This is a genomic window from Shinella sedimenti (genome assembly GCF_022601905.1).
GTDB classification, from domain to species: Bacteria; Pseudomonadota; Alphaproteobacteria; order Rhizobiales; family Rhizobiaceae; genus Shinella; species Shinella sedimenti.
The window spans coordinates 798,598-820,197 of record NZ_JAKVIN010000001.1 but is presented as its reverse complement, the minus strand read 5'-3'; the positions used below and the strand labels follow the sequence as shown (position 1 = coordinate 820,197).

General features: G+C 63.6%; 20 protein-coding genes, 1 tRNA gene and 3 riboswitches. Of the genes, 11 read left to right on the top strand and 10 right to left on the bottom strand.

The window, feature by feature from the left end:
* Positions 1-132 precede the first annotated feature (132 nt).
* The 10 genes from MKI86_RS04115 to MKI86_RS04070 all read left to right on the top strand — a co-directional run bounded on the left by MKI86_RS04115 (position 133) and on the right by MKI86_RS04070 (position 12,543).
* Positions 133-1,359: an aromatic ring-hydroxylating oxygenase subunit alpha gene (locus MKI86_RS04115; RefSeq protein ID WP_241597675.1), complete on the top strand. Its 1,227-nt coding sequence runs from the start codon at positions 133-135 to the stop codon at positions 1,357-1,359.
* A 279-nt stretch (positions 1,360-1,638) separates the two neighbouring features.
* A riboswitch (cobalamin riboswitch) is annotated at positions 1,639-1,853 on the top strand.
* Positions 1,854-1,952: 99 nt separating this feature from the next.
* Entirely contained in the window at positions 1,953-4,286 is a 2,334-nt protein-coding gene (metE, locus tag MKI86_RS04110; protein ID WP_241597673.1) for a 5-methyltetrahydropteroyltriglutamate--homocysteine S-methyltransferase, read from the top strand.
* A gap of 98 nt (positions 4,287-4,384) precedes the next feature.
* Complete coding sequence (locus MKI86_RS04105; protein WP_241597672.1) at positions 4,385-4,627, top strand: ribbon-helix-helix domain-containing protein; 243 nt, start codon at positions 4,385-4,387, stop codon at positions 4,625-4,627.
* Between the two features lie 13 nt (positions 4,628-4,640).
* Positions 4,641-5,420 (top strand): acyl-CoA thioesterase, encoded by a 780-nt coding sequence (locus tag MKI86_RS04100; protein WP_241597670.1) that lies wholly within the window; start codon positions 4,641-4,643, stop codon positions 5,418-5,420.
* A gap of 26 nt (positions 5,421-5,446) precedes the next feature.
* Positions 5,447-5,663, top strand: a riboswitch (cobalamin riboswitch).
* A 249-nt stretch (positions 5,664-5,912) separates the two neighbouring features.
* On the top strand, positions 5,913-6,134 hold the full coding sequence (gene nrdH / locus MKI86_RS04095) for a glutaredoxin-like protein NrdH (protein ID WP_241597668.1): 222 nt from the start codon (positions 5,913-5,915) through the stop codon (positions 6,132-6,134).
* A gap of 8 nt (positions 6,135-6,142) precedes the next feature.
* Positions 6,143-6,541, top strand: coding sequence for a class Ib ribonucleoside-diphosphate reductase assembly flavoprotein NrdI (nrdI, locus tag MKI86_RS04090; RefSeq protein ID WP_241597666.1), 399 nt, complete (start codon positions 6,143-6,145; stop codon positions 6,539-6,541).
* The gene (gene nrdE / locus MKI86_RS04085) at positions 6,538-8,685 is read left to right on the top strand and encodes a class 1b ribonucleoside-diphosphate reductase subunit alpha (RefSeq protein ID WP_241597652.1); all 2,148 of its coding nucleotides are present in this window, start codon (positions 6,538-6,540) and stop codon (positions 8,683-8,685) included. Before nrdI ends, nrdE begins: the two co-directional genes overlap by 4 nt.
* Before the next feature lie 14 nt (positions 8,686-8,699).
* Positions 8,700-9,689, top strand: coding sequence for a class 1b ribonucleoside-diphosphate reductase subunit beta (nrdF, locus tag MKI86_RS04080; protein WP_241597650.1), 990 nt, complete (start codon positions 8,700-8,702; stop codon positions 9,687-9,689).
* Between the two features lie 82 nt (positions 9,690-9,771).
* Positions 9,772-9,973, top strand: a riboswitch (cobalamin riboswitch).
* Positions 9,974-10,153: 180 nt separating this feature from the next.
* Complete coding sequence (fdhA, locus tag MKI86_RS04075; RefSeq protein WP_241597648.1) at positions 10,154-11,344, top strand: formaldehyde dehydrogenase, glutathione-independent; 1,191 nt, start codon at positions 10,154-10,156, stop codon at positions 11,342-11,344.
* A 116-nt stretch (positions 11,345-11,460) separates the two neighbouring features.
* Positions 11,461-12,543 (top strand): DUF6925 family protein, encoded by a 1,083-nt coding sequence (locus MKI86_RS04070; RefSeq protein WP_241597646.1) that lies wholly within the window; start codon positions 11,461-11,463, stop codon positions 12,541-12,543.
* Positions 12,544-12,547: 4 nt separating this feature from the next.
* On the opposite strand, the gene MKI86_RS04065 is transcribed toward MKI86_RS04070, so the two are convergent.
* Entirely contained in the window at positions 12,548-13,180 is a 633-nt protein-coding gene (locus MKI86_RS04065) for a histidine phosphatase family protein (protein ID WP_241597643.1), read from the bottom strand.
* Positions 13,181-13,354: 174 nt separating this feature from the next.
* On the opposite strand from MKI86_RS04065, the gene MKI86_RS04060 reads away from it, so the two are divergent.
* Positions 13,355-14,059 (top strand): SDR family oxidoreductase, encoded by a 705-nt coding sequence (locus MKI86_RS04060; RefSeq protein WP_241597640.1) that lies wholly within the window; start codon positions 13,355-13,357, stop codon positions 14,057-14,059.
* Between the two features lie 14 nt (positions 14,060-14,073).
* On the opposite strand, the gene MKI86_RS04055 is transcribed toward MKI86_RS04060, so the two are convergent.
* From MKI86_RS04055 to MKI86_RS04015, 9 genes are all read right to left on the bottom strand, one after another.
* Entirely contained in the window at positions 14,074-14,817 is a 744-nt protein-coding gene (locus tag MKI86_RS04055; protein WP_241597637.1) for a class I SAM-dependent methyltransferase, read from the bottom strand.
* A gap of 69 nt (positions 14,818-14,886) precedes the next feature.
* On the bottom strand, positions 14,887-15,222 hold the full coding sequence (locus MKI86_RS04050; protein WP_241597634.1) for a hypothetical protein: 336 nt from the start codon (positions 15,220-15,222) through the stop codon (positions 14,887-14,889).
* Positions 15,223-15,444: 222 nt separating this feature from the next.
* Positions 15,445-15,729 carry a putative quinol monooxygenase gene (locus MKI86_RS04045; protein ID WP_241597630.1) on the bottom strand — a complete coding sequence of 95 codons (285 nt, stop codon included), beginning with the start codon at positions 15,727-15,729 and terminating at the stop codon, positions 15,445-15,447.
* A gap of 45 nt (positions 15,730-15,774) precedes the next feature.
* Entirely contained in the window at positions 15,775-15,933 is a 159-nt protein-coding gene (locus MKI86_RS04040; protein ID WP_241597627.1) for a hypothetical protein, read from the bottom strand.
* 132 nt (positions 15,934-16,065) lie between these two features.
* Positions 16,066-16,142: transfer RNA gene (locus MKI86_RS04035), tRNA-Pro, on the bottom strand.
* A 548-nt stretch (positions 16,143-16,690) separates the two neighbouring features.
* The gene (cysN, locus tag MKI86_RS04030; protein WP_241597623.1) at positions 16,691-18,178 is read right to left on the bottom strand and encodes a sulfate adenylyltransferase subunit CysN; all 1,488 of its coding nucleotides are present in this window, start codon (positions 18,176-18,178) and stop codon (positions 16,691-16,693) included.
* Position 18,179: 1 nt separating this feature from the next.
* Positions 18,180-19,133 carry a sulfate adenylyltransferase subunit CysD gene (gene cysD, locus MKI86_RS04025; protein ID WP_241597620.1) on the bottom strand — a complete coding sequence of 318 codons (954 nt, stop codon included), beginning with the start codon at positions 19,131-19,133 and terminating at the stop codon, positions 18,180-18,182.
* 47 nt (positions 19,134-19,180) lie between these two features.
* Positions 19,181-19,933: a phosphoadenylyl-sulfate reductase gene (locus tag MKI86_RS04020; RefSeq protein ID WP_241597617.1), complete on the bottom strand. Its 753-nt coding sequence runs from the start codon at positions 19,931-19,933 to the stop codon at positions 19,181-19,183.
* 235 nt (positions 19,934-20,168) lie between these two features.
* On the bottom strand, positions 20,169-21,530 hold the full coding sequence (locus MKI86_RS04015) for a chloride channel protein (RefSeq protein WP_241597614.1): 1,362 nt from the start codon (positions 21,528-21,530) through the stop codon (positions 20,169-20,171).
* Positions 21,531-21,600: the final 70 nt, after the last annotated feature.

Below are 21,600 nucleotides of genomic sequence, written 5' to 3'. Positions count from 1 at the left end.
CTTTGTCGAACAAGCCGCATGAGCGGCGCTCTAATCGACCTGCTCGATTAATTCCCCTCTCTCCGCCATCTTGTCGGCCGCCAGGTACCCCGGAATACTGCCTTCAAATTGTCATTGAAGGTCATGCGCGGGATGAGTGCTCTTGAAGCTGTAATCGATGGTGTTGGCGATCGCATCGATGGTCTCGTGGCGGGGCATCGGGCGGGGCATGGGCTGGCGCGGGCGTTTTATCAGGATGCGGAGATTTACCGGCGCGACATGGAGCGTGTCTTCCGCCGGCACTGGCACTGTATCGCGCATGAGAGCGTGATCCCGAACGTCAACGATTTCGAGGTCTTCCGCATCGACACGGAACAGGTGATCGTCACACGGACTGCGGATGGCAGCATCCATGCGGTGCTGAACGTCTGTCGCCATCGCGGCGCTGAGGTCTGCACGAAACAGAAGGGCAATGCGCGCGTCTTCGTCTGTCCCTATCATGCGTGGACCTACGGCAACGACGGCAGCCTCAAGGCCGCGAGGCTGATGCCGAAGGATTTCAAACGCGAGGATCATGGCCTGAAGACGCTCAATGTGCGCGTGGTCGAGGGGTTGATCTTCATCTCCTTCGCCGAGCAGCCGCTCGATTTCTCCGAGGTCGAGAACCTGCTGCACGCCACCTGCGGGCAATATGGCTGGGCGAGTGCGAAGGTGGCCCATCGCGAGTCCTATCCGGTGGCGGCGAACTGGAAGCTCGCCGTTGAAAATTATGTCGAATGTTATCATTGCGGCCCGGCGCATCCGGAATATTCGCAGACCCATGCGCTGGAACAGCCGCTGCACATGATCGAGGCGCTGAACGAGGCGATGGAGGCGCGCACCTGCGCGCTCGGCATCGAGGTCGGCTCCGGCAATCACTGGCAGACGTCCCGGGAGGGCCGTGAGGCGATCCACGCCTTCCGTTATGCCCTCTATGACGGCGTGCAGAGCGGCAGCGAGGACGGCAAGGCGGTCGCGCCGCTGATGGGCCGCTTCACCGATTTCGATGGCGGCGTCACCTCCATCCATCTCGGCGGCACCACGTTCCTCGTCTGCTATCCCGATCACGGCATGATCTATCGCTTCATTCCGAAATCCGCGGAAAGCTGCGAGATGGAACTGATCTGGCTGGTCGACGGCAAGGCGGAGGAGGGCAGGGATTACGACCTCGCCAAGCTCACCTGGCTGTGGAAGGTTACGACGGAAGAGGACAAGGCGATCATCGAGCACACCGCACGCGGCGTGCAGTCGCACTATTTCGTGCCTGGCCCGATTGCGCCGATGGAGCAGAACGAGCTGCGCTACATCGAGTGGTATCTCGACGAGATCAGCCGTCCCTGATGAACGCCCAAGTGCCGGCCGTCTGGAGTCGGTGGTTTCTGACTATTCGCCAGAGACCTCGGTTTGAGAGACACCGGATGGCGATGGGCGAGGCGTCATCGCGTCAATCGAGACTTTCCACTTCGGCGGCTGAAAAAGGCTATTGGCTGGCGACGCAAGCGCGGCTCCTCGTCTGGCCGCTGACAGAACATCTTGGCGCCTGGGCGCGCCAAAGTGCCGCCAAAACGAATAAAGACATAAAGATTTCTTTATATGTATTGACTTCCCCACGATTGTCCGGCGATATGCCCGTGTCATGGTTCCCCGGGGCAGTTCTGCTGCTTCGGGGCTAAGAGGGAATCCGGTGCGCCGAGATGATCGGCAAGGCCGGGGCTGCCCCCGCAACTGTAAACGGCGAGCTGTTGTCCAGCGATGTCACTGAGGCGATGCCTTGGGAAGACGGACAGCGGCGATGACCCGTGAGCCAGGAGACCTGCCAAGACGAAATAACGTCCACGGGCGGGGTGTCCCGGTGGTTGCTGCAGCCCGTCGATTGCGGCGGCTTTTGCACGCGTCCGCTTACCCATGCCCCCACAAACCAATGGGGTATGTCCATGTCCAACAAAACTCTCTCCGTCGCTTCGCTCGGCTTTCCGCGTATCGGCCGTCACCGCGAGCTGAAATTCGCGCTGGAAGGCTTCTGGTCCGGCAAGGTTGCCGAGGCCGACCTGCTCGAAACCGCCCGGAAGCTGCGCGCCGAAAACTGGGCGCTCCAGCGCGACAGCGGGATCACCAAGATCCCCTCAAACGATTTTTCGCTTTATGACCACGTTCTCGACACGGCCGTGATGGTCGGCGCCATTCCGCCGGCCTATGGCTGGGCAGGCGGCGACGTGTCGCTTGCCACCTATTTCGCGATGGCGCGCGGCAGTGAGCGCGATGGCCACGCCGATTGCGGCCATGCCCACCATGGCCACGGCGTTCCCGCGCTCGAGATGACCAAATGGTTCGACACCAACTACCACTACATGGTGCCCGAAGTTTCCGAGGATCAGGCTTTCGCCCTGACCTCACAGAAGCCTGTCGATCATTTCCTCGAGGCCAAGGCGCTCGGCATCCACACCCGCCCGGTCGTTCTGGGGCCGGTCACCTTCCTCAAGCTCGCCAAGGCGCGCCCCTCCACCTTCAAGCCGCTCGATCTTCTGGCGAAGCTGCTGCCCGTCTATGAAGAGCTGTTCCGCCGGCTGCGCGCCGCCGGCGCCGATTGGGTGCAGGTCGATGAGCCGATCCTCGCCCTCGACCTCACCGAAGGCGAGCGCCACGCCTTCAAACTGGCCTATGAGGCCTTCGCCAAGGCCGCACCCGGCCTGAACATCATGCTTGCCACCTATTTCGGCGCGGCGGGGGACAATCTCGATGCCGCGGCCGCCGTTCCGGTCGCTGGCCTCCATGTCGATCTCGTGCGTGCGCCGGACCAGCTCGATGCAATCCTGAAGGTTGCCCGGGCCGATCAGGTCCTTTCGCTCGGCGTCATCGACGGGCGCAACATCTGGCGGGCCGATCTTGCCGCCATCCTGGAGCGGCTGGCACCGGTCGTCGCCGCTCGCGGGGCTGACAAGTTCGAAGTCGCCGCCTCGTGCTCGCTCCTGCATGTGCCGATCGACCTTGCGCTCGAAACCGGGCTCGACGCAGACCTCAAAACATGGCTGTCCTTCGCCACCCAGAAGCTCGGCGAGCTTGCAACGCTCGGCCAGGGGCTTGCACAGGGCAGGGATGCCGTGTGGGAGGCGATCAACGATGCCGCGCAGGCGGTGGCTGCCCGTGCGTCCTCGCCGAAGGTCACCGATCCGCTGGTGCAGGGCCGCATTGCCGGCATCGATGCGGCGATGACGCACCGCAAGAGCCCCTTCGAGCATCGCCGCGCGCTCCAGGCAAAGGCTCTCGACCTGCCGCTCTTCCCCACAACGACGATCGGCTCCTTCCCGCAGACCAGCGAAGTCCGCAAGGCACGCTCCGCCCACGCCAAGGGCGCGCTGAGCTACAAGGATTACGAGACCTTCCTGCAAAAGGAGACGGCAGCGGCCATCCGCTGGCAGGAAGAGATCGGGCTGGATGTGCTGGTGCACGGAGAGTTCGAAAGGAACGACATGGTGCAGTATTTCGGCGAGCAGCTTGCCGGCTTCGCGTTCACGCAGCACGCCTGGGTACAGAGCTACGGCTCGCGCTATGTCCGCCCGCCGATCATCTTCGGGGACGTCTCGCGGCCGAACCCGATGACCGTTCGCTGGTGGCAATATGCGCAGTCGCTGACCGAAAAGCCGGTGAAGGGTATGCTGACGGGCCCGGTGACGATCCTCAACTGGTCCTTCGTGCGGGACGATATCCCGCGCAGCGCCACCTGCCGGCAGATCGCGCTCGCCATCCGCGACGAAGTCGCCGATCTCGAGGCGGCCGGCGCGAAGATGATCCAGATCGACGAGGCCGCTTTGCGCGAAGGCCTGCCGCTGCGCCATCGGGACTGGCAGCATTATCTGGACTGGGCGGTCGAATCCTTCCGCCTGTGCTCGAGTGGCGTGGCGGACGAGACGCAGATCCACACCCACATGTGCTACTCGGAGTTCAACGACATCATCTCGGCCATCGCCGCCATGGATGCCGACGTGATCTCCATCGAGACCTCGCGCTCGAAGATGGAGCTGCTCGATGCCTTCAGGAACTTCCAGTATCCCAACGAGATCGGCCCCGGCGTCTATGACATTCACTCGCCGCGCGTGCCCGATATCGGTGAGATGACCGATCTCCTGTCGCTCGCCCGCCAGCGCCTGGCGGATCGCCAGCTGTGGATCAACCCCGATTGCGGCCTCAAGACCCGCAAATGGGAAGAGGTCAGGCCCGCGCTCGTCAACATGGTCGCCGCCGCCGCGCAATTGCGCCACGCCGCCCGATAGTATCATCCGGCGGCCCGGGGAAACCCGGGCCGTCCTCATGTCGTCAGGTCCGCCGGCCTGACAGGTGAAATCGTTCTCGCCGCTTGAGGAGGGCTGATATGAGCAGACGTCCCAGCCGGATTGGCCGACGCCAGGTCTCCGGACACTTCCCGCCCGATGTGCTCGACGCGATCAGCCGGCTCGCGAAAGAGCGCAACGTCACCCATCAGGTCATCCTGGCCGAAGCGTTGAACGATCTCTTCGAAAAGAACGGCCTGCAAAGGCTGGCCCGTCAAACCGCGCTGCCGCGAGGACGAGCGACTGTTCGCCGTCACGCGACCGGGCCGGACGCCGCCGATTGAAGGAATTGATCTCATGTCTGTTTTCCCGAGTTGCCTCATCGATCTCGTTTTTCCCGGTGATACGAACCACCACGGCACGCTGTTCGGCGGCGCCGGACTGGCGCTGATGGATCGCATCGCCTTCATCGCCGCGACCCGCCACGGCCGGGTGCCCTTTGTGACGGCCTCCTGCGACCGCGTCGATTTCGAGGCGCCCGCTCGCGTGGGGGAAATGGTCGAGCTTCGCGCGCGCACCCTGCGCGTTGGTCGTAAGTCGATGTCCGTCGAGGTGGAAATGACGGCGGAGGACCTTCTCTCCGGTGAGCGCCGGCTGTGCACCCGTGGTGGGTTCAATATGGTCGCGGTGCCGGAAAGCAAGGGGCCGGACTGGCGCCTGCCGCCGCTCTGTGACACCGCCGATGCGCCGCAAGCTGGGCTCATCACAAGCGACATCGTCTTTGCCGATCAGGCCAGCAGTTCAGGCCGCATGTTCGGCGGCGAGGCGCTCGCCGTCATGACCAAGGCGGCTTTCGTGGCGGCGACCCGCCATGGCCGGCGCATCACCGTGCTGGCCGCCTCCGAGCGTGTCGATTTCCGCGCGCCCGTGCCGGTCGGCGCGATCGTTGACACGGTCGCAACGATTGTTGCCGTCGGGCGCACCTCCATGACCGTTGCCGTGGAACTGTGGTCGGAAGACCTGATGAGTGGTGCCCGCAAACTCACGGCACACGGCCGTTTCGTGATGGTCGCGGTCGATGACCGCGACCGGCCGGTGCCCGTGGTCCCGCACGAAATGTTGGATAACCGATCATAGGCGTTGACGCATTTTTTACCTCGTCTACTATATCTTGTGTTCGAGGTTCCTTCGATTCGAAAGTGTCGAGGGCTAAGACGGGAACCCGGGGCGGCCATGATGGCCGCATTGTCCGGGGCTGCCCCCGCAACTGTAAGCGGTGAGCGTTCATCCGATGATGTCACTGAGGCGCTAATGCCTTGGGAAGACGGACGACCGTGTCGACCCGCGAGCCAGGAGACCTGCCTCGTGCATGAACGTCCACGGGCGGGGTGTCCGGATGGCGAGCGATGGGTTGCGAATGATCTCGCCCCGCGTCTCCCTGTGCACCCTGCTGAAAATGTCTCGGGGTGAAGTCATGTCGATCTTGTTTACAGTTTCTCCGCGCGTGTAGGCGGACGCCCCTTAACCGGTCGTCCGCGGGCGGTCGTCCATGTCTCTGCAATATATCGAACGGTCATCGGCGGATGGCCGATCGCTTCCCCATGCCTGATTGAAAAACGAGGAAAGCCCATGTCCATCATCGTCTATTCCAAGCCCGCCTGCGTCCAGTGCACCGCGACCACCCGCGCGCTCGATCGCCAGGGCATCGATTACAGCGTCGTCGATGTCTCCGAGGATGCCGATGCTTTCGCACTGGTGCAGGGTCTCGGTTATCGCCAGGTTCCCGTCGTCATCGCCGGCGAGCAGCATTGGGCCGGCTTCCGCCCGGACATGATCAGCGCGCTCGCCTGAGCCGGCCGATGGGCGGGCTCGTCTATTTTTCCAGCCGGTCGGAGAACACCCGACGCTTCGTCGAGAAACTCGGCGTCGCGGCCTTCCGCCTGCCGGTCGATGCGACGGACGAGCCGCCAAGGGCGCGGGAGCCCTTCGTGCTGGTCTCGCCGACCTATGGCGGCGGCGGGGAGAAGGGAGCGGTGCCGAAGCCGGTGATCCGCTTTCTGAACGATCCGCACAATCGAAGCCTGATCCGCGGCGTTATCGCGGCCGGGAACACCAATTTCGGCACCGGATACGCTCTCGCAGGCAACATCGTCTCCGCGAAATGCGCCGTGCCGTACCTCTACCGTTTCGAACTGCTCGGAACGGATGAGGATGTCGACAACGTCAGACAAGGGCTGGAACGATTTTGGACACGATGACGATAGACAAGCCGGCAAAGGTGCCGGAAATCACGGCGCTGGACTATCACGCGCTCAACGCCATGCTGAACCTCTACGATGAAGAGGGGAAGATCCAGCTCGACAAGGATCGGCAGGCGGCCAAGCAATATTTCCTCCAGCACGTCAACCAGAACACGGTGTTCTTCCATAACCTGCGGGAGAAGCTCGATTATCTGGTGACGGAGGGCTATTACGAGCAGGACGTGCTCGACCAGTATTCGTTCAATTTCGTGCGCGATCTCTTCGACCACGCCTATGACAAGAAGTTCCGTTTCCCGACCTTCCTGGGTGCCTTCAAGTACTACACCTCCTACACGCTGAAGACCTTCGACGGAAAACGCTACCTGGAGCGCTACGAGGACCGCGTCTGCATGGTGGCGCTGGCGCTGGCCCGCGGCAACGAGCAGCTTGCCCGCGATCTCGTCGACGAAATCATTTCCGGCCGCTTCCAGCCGGCGACGCCGACCTTCCTCAATGCCGGCAAGAAGCAGCGCGGCGAGCTCGTCTCGTGCTTCCTGCTGCGCATCGAAGACAACATGGAAAGTATCGGCCGCTCGATCAACTCGGCGCTCCAGCTTTCCAAGCGCGGTGGCGGGGTCGCGCTCTCGCTCACCAACCTTCGCGAGATGGGCGCGCCGATCAAGCAGATCGAGAACCAGTCTTCCGGCGTCATCCCGGTCATGAAGCTGCTGGAGGACTCGTTCTCCTATGCCAACCAGCTCGGTGCGCGGCAGGGGGCCGGCGCCGTCTATCTCAACGCCCATCACCCTGACATCATGCGCTTCCTCGATACCAAGCGCGAGAATGCCGACGAGAAGATCCGCATCAAGACGCTGTCGCTCGGCGTGGTCATCCCCGACATCACCTTCGAACTGGCGAAGAACAACGAGGATATGTACCTCTTCTCGCCGCATGACGTGGAGCGCGTCTACGGCGTCGCCTTTTCCGAGATTTCGGTCACCGAAAAATACCGTGAGATGGTCGAGGACAGCCGCATCAAGAAGAAGAAGATCAAAGCGCGCGACTTCTTCCAGATCATCGCCGAGATCCAGTTCGAAAGCGGCTATCCCTACATCATGTTCGAGGACACGGTGAACCGCGCCAATCCCATTGCCGGCCGCATCTCCATGAGCAATCTCTGCTCGGAAATTCTGCAGGTAAGCGAGCCGAGCGAGTTCAACGCCGACCTCTCCTATGCGAGGATGGGCAAGGACATCTCCTGCAATCTCGGCTCGCTCAACATTGCCTCTGCGATGGATTCACCGGATTTCGGCCGGACCATCGAGACGTCGATCCGCGCGCTGACGGCCGTTTCCGAGATGAGCCACATCTCGTCCGTTCCCTCCGTCGAGAAGGGCAACGACGACAGCCACGCCATCGGGCTCGGCCAGATGAACCTGCATGGCTATCTCGCCCGCGAGCGCATCTTTTACGGTTCGGAAGAAGGCGTCGATTTCACCAATATCTATTTCTACACGGTGACCTTTCACGCCATCCGCGCCTCCAACCGGCTGGCTGTCGAGAAGGGCGTGAGCTTCAAGGGCTTCGAGAACTCGAAATATGCTTCGGGCGAGTATTTCGACAAATATACCGAGCAGGAATGGCTGCCCGCGACGGAAAAGGTGCGCGGCATCTTCGAAGAGGCCGGCATCCACATCCCGACGCAGGGAGACTGGCAGGAACTGAAGTCGGCCGTCATGGAAGGCGGGCTCTACAACCAGAACCTCCAGGCCGTGCCGCCGACCGGTTCGATCTCCTATATCAACCACTCGACCTCCTCGATCCATCCGATCGTTTCAAAGATCGAGATCCGCAAGGAAGGTAAGATCGGCCGCGTCTACTATCCCGCCGCCTTCATGACGAACGACAACTTGGATTACTATCAGGACGCCTATGAGATCGGCCCGGAGAAAATCATCGACACCTATGCGGCGGCCACCCAGCATGTCGATCAGGGCCTGTCGCTGACGCTGTTCTTCCGCGACACCGCGACGACACGCGACATCAACCGGGCGCAGATCTACGCCTGGAAGAAGGGCATCAAGACCATCTACTACATCCGCCTTCGCCAGATGGCCCTGTCCGGCACGGAAGTGCAGGGCTGTGTCTCGTGCGCGCTGTGATTTCGGGGAAGACCATGAATATCCAAGTGAAGACCAAGGCGCCAAAGGCTGCCGCCGCCGTGCGCGCCATCAACTGGAACCGCATCGAGGACGACAAGGACCTGGAGGTCTGGAACCGCCTGACCGGCAATTTCTGGCTGCCGGAAAAGGTGCCGTTGTCCAACGACATTCCCTCCTGGGCGACGCTGAAGCCGGAAGAGCAGAAGCTCACCATCCGCGTCTTCACCGGGCTTACCCTGCTCGACACGATCCAGAACGGCGTCGGCTCCGTCAGGCTGATGGAGGATTCGGCCACGCCGCATGAGGAAGCGGTTCTTTCCAACATCTCCTTCATGGAGGCTGTGCACGCGCGCTCCTATTCCTCGATCTTCTCGACGCTCTGCCTGACGCCCGATGTGGACGACGCCTATCGCTGGTCGGAGGAAAACGAGTTCCTGCAACGGAAATCGGCGCTGATCATGGAGCAGTACGGTTCCGGCGATCCCTTGAAGAAGAAGGTCGCCTCAGTCTTCCTGGAAAGCTTCCTGTTCTATTCCGGCTTCTATCTGCCGATGTACTGGTCGAGCCGCGCCAAGCTCACCAACACCGCCGACATGATTCGCCTCATCATCCGCGACGAGGCCGTGCACGGCTATTATATCGGCTACAAGTTCCAGCGCGCCGTCGAGCGCTTGAGCGCTGACAAGCAGCAGGAAATCAAGGACTTTGCCTTCGATCTGCTGCTGGAGCTCTATGACAATGAGGCCCGCTATACCGAAGAGCTCTATGACGGCGTCGGCCTCAGCGAGGACGTCAAGAAGTTCCTGCACTACAATGGCAACAAGGCGCTGATGAACCTCGGCTACGAGGCGCTGTTCCCGCCGGAAGCCTGCAAGGTCAATCCGGCGATCCTCTCGGCGCTGTCGCCGAATGCCGATGAAAACCACGACTTCTTCTCCGGCTCCGGTTCGTCCTATGTCATCGGCAAAGCGGTCGCGACTGAGGACGACGACTGGGATTTCTGAGCCTTGGGATGTCCTTCAACGGCATGTCGTTCGGGGTGCCGTCGATGTCGTATTCCCGAGGGTCCTTTGGCCCGCCAGATGGTTTGCTGTGTGCGTACAGGGTGCCGTCCCCACCATGTCGGGACGGATAATTGGGAAGCCGGTCGAATGCCGGTGCTGCCCCCGCAACGGTAGCGGAACGAAAGCTCCGGCAAACACCACTGGCCAGTCGGCCGGGAAGGTGCCGGCAGCGTCCGAAAGGACAGTTCCGAAGCCCGGAAACCAGCCCTGAAACGATGACTCGGCCGATTGCGGTGGGCGATCGAGAGGTGAACGGCGTCCTCTCGAAAGGCCCGTTTCCTTCTCCTCTCCATCCTTCGTCGAGCGACGTTCCGCGCTCCGCCCGTTGGCCTGCGCGATCGTTCCGAGAGGATCCGGCGCGCGCTAGGCGGGCCGGACGAGGCAAAACCCAGGAGGAGACAGACATGAGCAGGAACAGAGGCGTCGTCTATATGCGACCCGGCAAGGTCGAGGTCCGCGACATCGACGACCCGAAGCTGGAGGCCCCCGACGGCCGCCGTATCGAACACGGCGTGATCCTCAAGGTGATCTCGACGAATATCTGCGGCTCCGACCAGCACATGGTGCGCGGCCGCACGACGGCCATGCCCGGCCTCGTCCTCGGCCACGAGATCACCGGCGAGGTCATCGAGAAGGGTATCGACGTCGAGATGCTGCAGATCGGCGACATCGTCTCGGTGCCGTTCAACGTGGCCTGCGGGCGCTGCCGTTGCTGCAAGTCGCAGGACACCGGTGTGTGCCTCACCGTCAATCCGTCGCGGGCGGGCGGTGCCTATGGCTATGTCGACATGGGCGGCTGGATCGGCGGCCAGGCCCGCTACGTCACGATCCCCTATGCCGACTTCAACCTGTTGAAGTTCCCGGATCGCGACAAGGCCATGTCGAAGATCCGCGACCTCACCATGCTCTCCGACATCCTGCCGACGGGCTTCCACGGCGCGGTGAAGGCCGGTGTCGGCGTCGGCTCGACAGTCTATGTGGCGGGTGCCGGCCCGGTCGGGCTTGCGGCGGCCGCATCCGCGCGCATTCTCGGCGCGGCGGTCGTGATGATCGGCGATTTCAACAAGGACCGTCTGGCGCACGCCGCCCGGGTGGGCTTCGAGCCGATCGACCTTTCCAAGAGCGACCGCCTTGGTGACATGATCGCCGAGGTCGTTGGAACGAACGAGGTGGACAGCGCCATCGACGCCGTCGGCTTCGAGGCCCGTGGCCATGCGGGCGGCGAGCAGCCGGCCATCGTGCTGAACCAGATGATGGAGATCACCCGCGCCGCCGGCTCTATCGGCATTCCCGGCCTCTATGTCACGGAAGATCCGGGCGCTGTCGACAGCGCGGCCAAGCAGGGCAGCCTGTCGCTGCGCTTCGGCCTCGGCTGGGCGAAGGCGCAGTCCTTCCACACCGGCCAGACGCCTGTTCTCAAGTACAACCGGCAGCTCATGCAGGCCATCCTGCACGACCGCCTGCCCATCGCCGATATCGTCAACGCGAAGATCATCTCGCTCGACGATGCCGTGCAGGGCTACGAGAGCTTCGACCAGGGCGCGGCGACGAAGTTCGTGCTCGACCCGCACGGCGACCTGCTCAAGGCCGCCTGAAAAACCGGTACCGCGCCGGCCGCCTCTAGACGGCCGGCGCGGTCCAAACCGATGCAATGTCGCGGCCTCGCTTTCCGAAGCCGGGTTCGCGGCGTTCATTCGAGAAGGAGGAAACCATGGCGGATATCAGGGATGTCCTGATCGATCATCTCATCGACCGGCGGGCAGGGTGGAGCATGGGGTCGTATGGCGCCGTTGCGGAATTCCACCAGGACCCGGGCGAGTATCTGCAGGCCGATGCTCCGTCGCTTTTCGTACGCGCCACACCGCGCGGCGCCATCCGGCTCGATGCCGATACGGTCGGGCAGATCGTGCCCGTCGCCTACGAGGCGCTGAGCTGCCGGCCGCAGCGCTGGAGTCATGGTGTGGCGCTGTGCCTGCCGCAGCGAGACGCGGCGATGAACGGTCGCAAGGCGCTGACCGAACTCGGCCCGGATACGGAAGCCGTGCGCGTGACGGACCGGGCGGCCATCCTCTTCGATCTCGGCCTTGCCCTGCCGCAAAGCGATTTCTGTATCCGCACCGACGATCCCGCGCTGCTTGCCATCCTGCGGGCGCAGATCGGCCGCAGCCTGTTCGATCCGCACAATCCGGCGACGGCGGCCATCATGAAGGCGCATCCGCACCGCGTCGCGCTGACCCGACTCGGCCGCATCGAGGTGTTCCAGAAGATCGGCGGCCCGGATACCGGCGGCGTCTCGCCGCCGGGGCCGCACACCCATCTCCTGCCGCACCTCATCCGCTCGCGGCGTACCCATTCGGCCAACACGCCGATCCCGAAATACCATGTGCCGCTCGGCTATCTGCATCCCCCCAATCCCGTGATGGACAGCATGGGCCGCGATCTCGATTTCGATATCGACGACCATGCGCGATTCCAGGACCTGTTCGCGCAGTTCGCGCGCCCGGACCTGCCCATCCTGCGCAAGGCGGTGCTGGATGGCCTGGCGCGGCGGGTGGAGCCGGAATCCTTCCTCTCCCACACGGATCGGTTCAGCCGTGCGACCGTACGCATCACGCTGCGCCAGCAGGACAGGATGGCCCGGCGCTTCGGCGGCGGCTCCTATCTCGAACTGATTTCGCAATGGCGCGCCGTTCTCGACAGGGGCGCGGAGGGCATAGCGGCGGATGAAGACGCGCCCGGCCACGCGGAGACCGGCGCCGTCGTGTCGTTCTTGCCGCTCGCCGCGACGGGCTGAGCCGTCAAACGCCGTCGTCGTGACCAGCCGCTGGCAGGCCCGCGCCGAAACCGCGCAGCGCCCAGCGGCGTCCATCGCTCGACAGGTCGAGAAAGCCGAGCGGCTCGACATCGATGCGCCAGACCGCCGCCAGCGGTGCGCCCACGACATGCGCGAAAACCAGCTTGAGCAGGATGCCGTGCGTCACGGCAAGGACGCGCCCGCCCGTGCCATGCAGGCCGTCGAGCCAGCCCGTGGCGCGTGTGGCCGCCGTCTCGAAGCTTTCTCCGCCATGCGGTGCCGCAGCCGGATCGGCCGTCCAGTGTCGCAGCGCGTCTGGAAAGCGTCCCGCGATCTCGTCTGCGGTCTGTCCGTTCCATGAACCATAATCGAGATCGCGCAGCGCCGGGCAGGGGATCGGTGCGGCGGAAAAGGCCGCTGCCGTTTCGGCCGCACAAGCTTCCGGCGCGCAGAACACCCGGTCGAAGGGCCGCAAGCTCTTGGCAAGCGCCGCCGCGCGGGCCGGCTCCTTCGGCAGGAGGCTATCACCGGCTGAGAACCGCGCCTGCCGGTTGGCAGCGGTGGCGCCGCGGCACAGCAGGGTGATGCGGGTTGCCCGGCTCGCTCGCGCTGCGGGCGCGTCTTCTGGCGTCGTCACGATCTGTCATGCTCCATGGCAGGGGCGCTCGGTTTTTCGATTGATAGTCGCATCGGCGCCGGTGGCCAAGCGGCTTTGAAAATCGCATTTGCGGCAGGCCGGCGACGGAAGGTGCTTCGCGCGCGAGGGCGGAAGATGCTATCAACGGTTCTCATTCGAAGACGGGAGACAGGCATGAGCGAGAACAAGGTAGCGGTGATTACTGCCGGTGGCAGCGGCATGGGCGCGGCCTCGGCACGGCGGCTGGCGGCAGATGGCTTCAAGGTGGCCATCCTGTCTTCTTCCGGCAAGGGCGAGGCGCTGGCCGCCGAACTGGGCGGTATAGGCGTCACCGGGTCCAACCAGTCCAACGACGATCTCAAGCGGCTCATCGACCTTGCCGTCTCGACCTTCGGCCGCATCGACGTGCTGGTCAACAGCGCGGGCCATGGCCCCCGCGCCGAGATCACAGCCATCACCGACGAGGACTGGCACAAGGGCATGGACGTCTATCTCATGAACGTCGTGCGGCCCGTGCGGCTGGTCGCGCCCGTCATGAAGGCGCAGAAGTCCGGATCGATCGTCAATATCTCCACTGCCTGGGCCTTCGAGCCGTCGTCGATGTTCCCGACCTCAGCCGTCTTCCGCGCCGGGCTTGCCGCCTATACGAAGATCTTCGCTGACACCTATGCGGCCGACAATATCCGCATCAACAATGTCTTGCCGGGCTGGATCGACAGTCTGCCGGGCACAGAGGAGCGGCGCGAGAGCGTGCCGATGAAGCGCTACGGCACCAGCGAGGAGATTGCCGCGACCGTCGCCTTCCTTGCTTCGGAGGGTGCCGGTTACATCACCGGCCAGAACATCCGCGTCGATGGCGGGTTGACGCGCTCCGTCTGACGGATGCCGGGGCGTCAGGCAAGCGTGCCGAGCGGTATGAGCTCCCGCGCGCCCGGCGTCCAGGCCGTGCCCTGCCAGTCGCCGTACCAGCGCTCGACCCGCAGACCGGCTTCGACAATCAGCCTCTCCAGCTCTTCCCTGGTTGGAAAAGCGATGCGCGAGGCGGCGGACAGGCGCTGGCCGGTCTGCTCGATCTCGTAATGCGTTTCATAGGTCACGACGCCGGTCTCGTCGTCGAAAGCCGCATCGTTCCACGCCTGCACGGCGCCGAACCGGGGATGCGCGAGGCGGCGTCGCGATTCGTCCGGGCCCCATTCCTCCCATTCCCGGCAGGCGGGCTCGCGGCTGTCGAAGATGAAGCGGCCGCCGGGGGCCAGATGCGCGGCGATGGTGGCGAGCGCGGCACGCCGATCCTCCTGCGTGAGGAACACCTGGAAGGCGTGCCCCGTCAGCATGACCAGCGCGAAGCGCCGCCCAAGCCGCAGCGTGCGCGCATCTCCCTCGATGAATTCGACACGCGCCGCACCCGGCTTGGCGCGTGCGATTTCCAGCATGGCGGGTGCCGGGTCGACCCCGACGACCATCCTGTTGCCGGACAGCGCGACCGCCAGTTCCCCCGTGCCGCAGCCAAGGTCCAGCACGCTGTCGGCCTCGGCGGCGAGCGCCTGGCAGAAGGTGAAGTCCTCGGACCGGTCCCAGCCGTTTTCGAGATCGTAGAAATCGGCAAGGGCAGGGTCGTGGTAAAGGCGGTCTTCCATGTCTTCCTCCATGAAAAAAGGCCATGCGTCACCGCATGGCCTTGTCATCTCTGCTGTGTCAGCCGCCCATCATTTCTGCGCGGCGTCGAGCACGGTCTCGCAGTGGCTCGGGCCGCCCTTCGGATCGACGCGATCGGCGATCGCGCGGATATTGGTGATGCGGTAGGCGTCGTTCACGGTCAGCTCGACGGAGCAGGACCGGCCCTTCGAGAATCCGCCGCGCCACTTGTAGAGCGTCGTGCCGCCCGCGCTCGTGTCGGAAAGCGGCGGGCCATAAGCCGCGAAGAAGCTGCCGGCGGTCTTGCCGTTCCAGCGCGCTTGCAGCGGGTTCGTCGGAACGCTGACGGTGGTGCATGCGGTAAGGGCAAGCGCCAGGCCTGCCAGGAGTGCGATGCGGGAGTTCATATGTGCCATTTCCTTGGACTTCGTTCAGCCGTTCCCGGTGACTCGGGACGGGCCCCTGATTTCGCCATAGCGCAGTGCTCGCAAAAGGGGAATCACTCCCGCGCCAAGTTTGTGGTCATCCCCGGACATGGGGCGGGATACGTGCGGATTTGCAACAGTGGGATGCAACCGCCGGCCGGGCGCCAAGCGGCGTCATGGCCCGAACCGTAGGGAACCGACGTCTCAGAAATCGTCCATCAGGATAAAGGTGCATTCGGCGCGCTGATGGGCATTGATCTGCGGCACCAGCCGCCGGAAGTGTTCCGTCGCGCAATGGGCGTCCAGCGCGGCGCGGTCTGGCCAGGTTTCGATGAAGACGAAATGGCCGGGATCCTTTTGGTCGACATGCAGGTCGTAGCTGATGCAAAGCGGCTCCTGCCGCGTCAGCGCAACCAGCTCCTGGTAAAGCGGGCGAACGATCTCCAGCGCCTCGGGCTTGATGAAGTCCTGGGCAATCACTTTCAGCATATTGGCAATCCATTTACGGTGAGGGCATTGAATGCGGCGCGGTCGTCAACGCTTGGCAAAGAGATGGCTGGCCGTCACCAGCCCGATGACCGCCAGCAGCGCCAGGCTCCAAGGGAAGAGGCCGATCACGAAGGCGAGCAGGGCAAGACCGATACCGGCCGCCGAAACGCAAAGCAGTGCGGTCGCTATCGTCTGACGCGTCATCCACGCTCCCGATTCATGCGTTCGCCGCACGATAACAATCCGGGAAAACCTCGGCAACCGCCGCGGCTATCATCGCAATCTCGAAAGGGTTTCGGGAAACATTCAACCGCCTGATCTTCTAGCGGTTTCAGCTGGTCGGAGTGGAGTGATTCGAACACTCGACCCCCACGTCCCGAACGTGGTGCGCTACCAGACTGCGCTACACTCCGTGACCAGCGGCGCCTCTATAGAACAGGCTCAGCCGTTCGACAAGCGGAAAAGTTCAAAAAAATCCGCGATGTTGGGGAAAGCCCCGGGACGCCGCGGGATTTTTTTCGCGAAGCCTCGGACTGCAGGCCGGGGAGGGCGTTTGCGCCTTTCGCGCGGTATGGCTCACGCGTGTCACGAGACGGGAATGCCGGCGTGCGTGGCTGGCCTTTGCAAGCACTGGTACCCACCGCTGGTGGAACAAAATCGCGCAACGCGCATTTCCTGTTCAACGCAATAAAGGAAAGGAAACAACCATGGCTCGCGCTTTTATTCTCTGGTTGATGGGCGTTCCGCTCTTCGCAGTCCTGCTGATCTGGTACTTCTTCTTCTGAGGATTTTCGGATCGGCTGCCTGCAAGGCGGCAGGCCATTCCGGATCATGTAAGGCACCCTCGAACCAGGCTTGCTGGCGAAGGGTGCCTTTCTTTTTAGATGCCATATGTGGCAACGGCCAAAACGAAAAGCGGCGCCCGAGGGGCGCCGCTTTCGTATCGCCATGCGATGCCGGACTATTCGTCCAGATCGCCAAGGATTTCCGCGGCGCGGCCGACGGTGGTGTGGCGAATGTCCACATCCTGGCGGCGGCTTGCGAAGAGTTCGCTGGCCATGATCTTTTCGGCGAGGTCTGCGGGCAGGGAGAGCAGCACGCGCTGGTCGTCCTTGTGGATGCCGCCCAGTTCGGAGCGCCGCCCCGTGATCATGCCGCCGGCCACCGTGTTGTTGGTGTCGGGGTCTATCAGGATGAAGGCGCCGGTCGTGCGGTTCTGCTCATAGGTGTCGAAGATCGCCTGTTCGTCGAAGGTGAGATGAACCTTGCCGATGGCGTTCATGCCGAGACGTTCGGCGGTGCCCCACTTCGAGGTCTTCAGGTCGAGCTGGCTCACCGGCTCGATGAGCACGCGCTGGCGGCGCGAACCACTCTTCAGCCAGTAGCGCTTGCCCGGCTCGATGCCGTCGGGCTGCAGTGCCACGATCTGGGCGTCGAAGCCGCGGCCGGTCATCGGCTGGCTGTCGATGGCCACGATCATGTCGCCCCGCGACACGTCGACCTGCCGGTCGAGCACGAGCGTGATGGCATCGCCCGCGACGGCCGCGTTGCGCACGAGGTCGAAGGTCACGATCTTGGTGACGTTTGCGACCATACCGGACGGCAGGATGACCACGGAATCGCCCGGCTTCACCGAACCGCCGGCGACCGTGCCCTGATAGCCGCGGAAGCTTTCGCCCGGGCGCGAGACGCGCTGCACCGGCAGGCGGAAGCCGACCGTCTGGTTGGAACGGGTCGTGGCCTTTTCCAGCGTCTCGACGAGCGTCGGGCCGTCGTACCAGGGCATGGCGGCGCGGCCGTCATAGACGACGTTCTCGCCCTTCAGCGCCGACATCGGGATGGCGGTGATCTGCTTGACCCCGAGCGTGAGCGCGAATTCCTTGAAATCGTGCACGATTTCCAGGAAGCGGGCGCGGTCGTAGTTCGTCAGGTCGATCTTGTTGACCGCGAGCACGAACTGCCGGATGCCCATCAGCGAGGCGATGGTGGCGTGACGACGGGTCTGCTCGATAATGCCGGCGCGGGCATCGACCAAGAGCACAGCAAGGTCCGCCGTGGAGGCGCCGGTGGCCATGTTGCGAGTATATTGTTCGTGGCCGGGGGTGTCGGCGACGATGAACGAGCGACGGTCCGTCGAGAAGTAGCGATAGGCCACGTCGATGGTGATGCCCTGTTCACGCTCGGCCTGGAGACCGTCCAGCAGCAGCGCGAAATCGGGCAGGCCAAGATCGTTCTGCTTGCCGCTGTCGCGGTGCAGCGTCGCGGCCTGGTCTTCCTTGACGGCCTTGGTGTCCCAGAGCAGGCGGCCGATCAGCGTCGACTTGCCGTCGTCGACCGAGCCACAGGTGATGAGGCGAAGCGGGCGGGAATCGCGGATCGCGCGGGCCTGTTCAGCGACCGGCGCTTCGAGCGGAAGCGCTTCGGCGGTTGCGGTGGCGGAAACGGTCATCTCAGAAATACCCTTCGCGTTTCTTCTTTTCCATGGAGCCGGACTGGTCGCGGTCGATCGCGCGACCCTGGCGTTCGGAGACGGTGGCCGTCTCCAGCTCGGCAATGATGTCGTCGAGCGTGGTGGCGTTGGAGCGGATGGCGCCGGTCAGCGGGAAGCAGCCGAGCGTGCGGAAGCGGATGACGCCTTCCTGGCGCGCTTCGCCCGGCAGCAGTTCCATGCGGGGATCCTCGGCCATGATCATCATGCCGTCGCGCTCCACATAGGGGCGCTTCTTCGCGAAGTAGAGCGGGACGATCGGGATGTCCTCGGCCTGGATGTAGCGCCAGATATCGACCTCGGTCCAGTTGGAGAGCGGGAAGGCGCGCACGCTTTCGCCCTGCCGGATCATGCCGTTATAGACATTCCAGAGTTCCGGGCGCTGGTTGCGTGGATCCCAGCGATGATCGGGCGTACGGAACGAGTAGATGCGCTCCTTGGCGCGCGAGGCTTCCTCGTCGCGGCGCGCACCGCCAAAGGCGGCATCGTATTTGCCGGCATCCAGCGCCTGGCGCAACGATTCCGTCTTCATGATGTCGGTATAGAGCGCCGAACCATGGGTGAAAGGCGTGACGTTCTCGGCCGCGCCGCGCGGATTGATGTGCTCGATCAGGTCGAGATCGTATTCCTTCACGATGTTGTCGCGGAAGGCGATCATCTCGGCGAACTTCCAGCCGGTGTTGACGTGCAGCAGCGGGAAGGGCACGCGGCCGGGATAGAAGGCCTTGCGCGCCAGATGCAGCAGGACGGAACTGTCTTTTCCGATGGAATAGAGCATGACGGGGCGCTCGAATTCGGCAGCGACCTCGCGGAAGATATGAATCGCTTCGTTTTCCAGCGCCTTGAGGTGCGGATCGAGCGGCGGCTTGTGCGTTGCGTTCTGCTTCGCTTCCGCCTCGTTACGGATGTCGGACATGGAAATTCTAAACTCCGGATGGGGCGCCTTGGGAGGGCGGGTGTCTGTCAGGCGGCGCTCGGGGCCGGGATGGTGGATGCGGTGGCCTCGTGGACGTGCAGGCCGCATTCGCGCTTCTCGTCGTTTTCCCACCACCAGCGGCCGGCACGCTCGGGCTCGCCGGGCTTGATGGCGCGCGTACAGGGCTCGCAGCCGATGGAGGGATAGCCGCGGTTGTGCATCGGGTTCACCGGCACGGCGTTGTCGGCGACATAAGCCTTGATGCGGTCGATGTCCCAATCCGCCAGCGGATTGATCTTGATGAGATTGCGATCGGCATCGAATTCGGCGAAGGGCGTGTCCGCGCGGTTGCCGGACTGGCCGCGGCGCAGGCCGGTGATCCAGAAGGATGCCCCTTCGAGTGCGCGCGCAAGCGGCTTCAGCTTGCGCACGCCGCAACAGGCGTGGCGGGCTTCGACGCTCTCGTAGAAGCCGTTGAGACCATACTTCGCCGCATAGGCGTCGATATCGTCCTGGGCGGGAACGTAGCGGGCGATGGTGATGCCGTACTGGCCCTCGGTCTCGTCGATGAGATCGACGGTTTCCTTGAAGAGACGCCCGGTCTCCAGCGTCACGACATCGATGGCAAGCCGTTCGGTGCCGACTACCGCGGTGATGACCTGATCCTCGATGCCGAGGCTGGTGGTGAACACGGCGCGGCCGCCCAGCTCGGCGACCAGCGCAAGCCGCCCGGCAAGGTCGAGGCTTGCAAGTTTGTCATTAAGGGCCTGCGCGGTCCCGTTTCCGGTGAGAGCAGTCATTGCGTCCATGCCTTTGCGAAGAGTTGACGGATTATCGCAGGAGCAGGGGCGCCGAGACAGCAAAACAGGTTTCTCAAAAGTCGGCGCAGGAGCAAATATCTCTCCATTCGCCAAGAAGAGAAGAAATACTGCCGCACCGCCTCGGAAAGCGCTTTATTTCTTTATATTCTACATAAATAGTAGAAAATTATGGTTGCGCGAGACTATAGTTGGGCCTGCGATGAGGATGCGGCCGTCAACGTGCGGGTGCCCGCTCGACATCGGCCCGCTGGTTTGCCCGGTTGGCGCGGATCGAGTCGGCAATGAAGGCGCGAGACAGACCGTGATACAGCGGCTCGGATGAGATGAACCGTGCGGCGATGTAACCGAGCATGGAGGCGGCCATCAACGCGATGACGCTCTCCCGGCTGTCCGACATTTCCAGGATGATGACGAAGGCCGTCATGGGCGCCTGGACCACGCCGGCGAAATAGCCGGCCATGCCGACGAGCGCGCCCAGCGATATGCTGGCGCCCAGCAAGGTTGCCACGGTGCTGCCGAAACCGGCGCCGACGGAAAGCGAGGGGGCAAAAATGCCACCGGGAATACCCGACATCATGGAAATGAAGGTGGCGGCGAGCTTCTCAAGGAAGAAGAAGGGCGAGGGGGCCGTGCCTTCCACGGCTGCGCGTGCCTGTTCGTAGCCCGTGCCGAAGGTCGCACCGGAAGACAGGATGCCGAGCAGCGCGATGGCAAGCCCGCTTGCGCCGGCGAGCATCAGCATGCGGCGGCGGACGTCAGGCTGCGCCCAGCGTTTGATGCGCCGCGCGCCGCGCAGCGCCGCCGTGCTGAAGATCGCCCCGATAAGGCCCCCGCCGATGCCGCAGATCACGACCATCCACCAATCGGAGGCGTGCAGTGTGGTGGATGGTGCGCCGCCGAAATAGGTATAATTGCCGTTGAGGCCGAGCGCGGCGATGCCGGCGAGGATCACCGCGGTCAGCACCGCGCCATTGGTGCGCGATTCGTAGCTGCGACTCATTTCCTCAATGGCGAAAACGATGCCGGCGAGCGGCGTGTTGAACGCTGCCGCAATGCCCGCCGCCGAACCGGCGAGAATCAGCCCACGGGCCTGCTCGACGCCGCCCCACCGCGCCGCCTGCAGCATGATCGAGGCACCGACCTGAACAGTCGGCCCTTCGCGACCGATGGAGGCGCCCGACAAGAGCCCAGTGATCGTCAGCACGATCTTGCCGACGGCGAGTTTGAGATTGAGCAGCCGCGCGCGGTCTTCACGATCATGCAGATGCCGCGCGGCGATCGCCTGCGGAATGCCGCTGCCCTGTGCGTTCGGAAAGAACTGCATGGCCAGCCAGGCGCAAAGCACGAAGCCGAGCGGCGTGATGAAGAGCGGCAGCAGGAAGGTCCATTCCCCGGCCGTGCGCGCGGTGCTGAAAAGATGTTGGGCGACATCGGCAAGCCGTGCAAAGCCGACGCTGACGGCCCCGATAGCCAGAGCGCCCAGCCAGAACACCAGGCGCATGCGCCAAACCTGATAGGAACCCCACATCGCGCGGCCGCGGCGCAGGAGTTTCGATTTGCTGTAATATCGCGACATGGCGGCACACTGTCACGTCCGTCACACAGGGGACAAGACGCGAGAACAAATTTTCCCGCATCTGGTCCCC

Coding starts and splice junctions, on each gene's coding strand:
- MKI86_RS04050 (WP_241597634.1), bottom strand. CDS start 15,222: ATGAACTCCCGCATCGCACTCCTGGCAGGCCTGGCGCTTGCCCTTACC.
- nrdH (WP_241597668.1), top strand. CDS start 5,913: ATGTCCATCATCGTCTATTCCAAGCCCGCCTGCGTCCAGTGCACCGCG.
- nrdI (WP_241597666.1), top strand. CDS start 6,143: ATGGGCGGGCTCGTCTATTTTTCCAGCCGGTCGGAGAACACCCGACGC.
- MKI86_RS04045 (WP_241597630.1), bottom strand. CDS start 15,729: ATGCTGAAAGTGATTGCCCAGGACTTCATCAAGCCCGAGGCGCTGGAG.
- MKI86_RS04070 (WP_241597646.1), top strand. CDS start 11,461: ATGGCGGATATCAGGGATGTCCTGATCGATCATCTCATCGACCGGCGG.
- MKI86_RS04020 (WP_241597617.1), bottom strand. CDS start 19,933: ATGACTGCTCTCACCGGAAACGGGACCGCGCAGGCCCTTAATGACAAA.
- MKI86_RS04040 (WP_241597627.1), bottom strand. CDS start 15,933: ATGACGCGTCAGACGATAGCGACCGCACTGCTTTGCGTTTCGGCGGCC.
- MKI86_RS04055 (WP_241597637.1), bottom strand. CDS start 14,817: ATGGAAGACCGCCTTTACCACGACCCTGCCCTTGCCGATTTCTACGAT.
- fdhA (WP_241597648.1), top strand. CDS start 10,154: ATGAGCAGGAACAGAGGCGTCGTCTATATGCGACCCGGCAAGGTCGAG.
- nrdF (WP_241597650.1), top strand. CDS start 8,700: ATGAATATCCAAGTGAAGACCAAGGCGCCAAAGGCTGCCGCCGCCGTG.
- MKI86_RS04115 (WP_241597675.1), top strand. CDS start 133: ATGAGTGCTCTTGAAGCTGTAATCGATGGTGTTGGCGATCGCATCGAT.
- metE (WP_241597673.1), top strand. CDS start 1,953: ATGTCCAACAAAACTCTCTCCGTCGCTTCGCTCGGCTTTCCGCGTATC.
- cysN (WP_241597623.1), bottom strand. CDS start 18,178: ATGACCGTTTCCGCCACCGCAACCGCCGAAGCGCTTCCGCTCGAAGCG.
- MKI86_RS04015 (WP_241597614.1), bottom strand. CDS start 21,530: ATGTCGCGATATTACAGCAAATCGAAACTCCTGCGCCGCGGCCGCGCG.
- MKI86_RS04100 (WP_241597670.1), top strand. CDS start 4,641: ATGTCTGTTTTCCCGAGTTGCCTCATCGATCTCGTTTTTCCCGGTGAT.
- nrdE (WP_241597652.1), top strand. CDS start 6,538: ATGACGATAGACAAGCCGGCAAAGGTGCCGGAAATCACGGCGCTGGAC.
- cysD (WP_241597620.1), bottom strand. CDS start 19,133: ATGTCCGACATCCGTAACGAGGCGGAAGCGAAGCAGAACGCAACGCAC.
- MKI86_RS04105 (WP_241597672.1), top strand. CDS start 4,385: ATGAGCAGACGTCCCAGCCGGATTGGCCGACGCCAGGTCTCCGGACAC.
- MKI86_RS04060 (WP_241597640.1), top strand. CDS start 13,355: ATGAGCGAGAACAAGGTAGCGGTGATTACTGCCGGTGGCAGCGGCATG.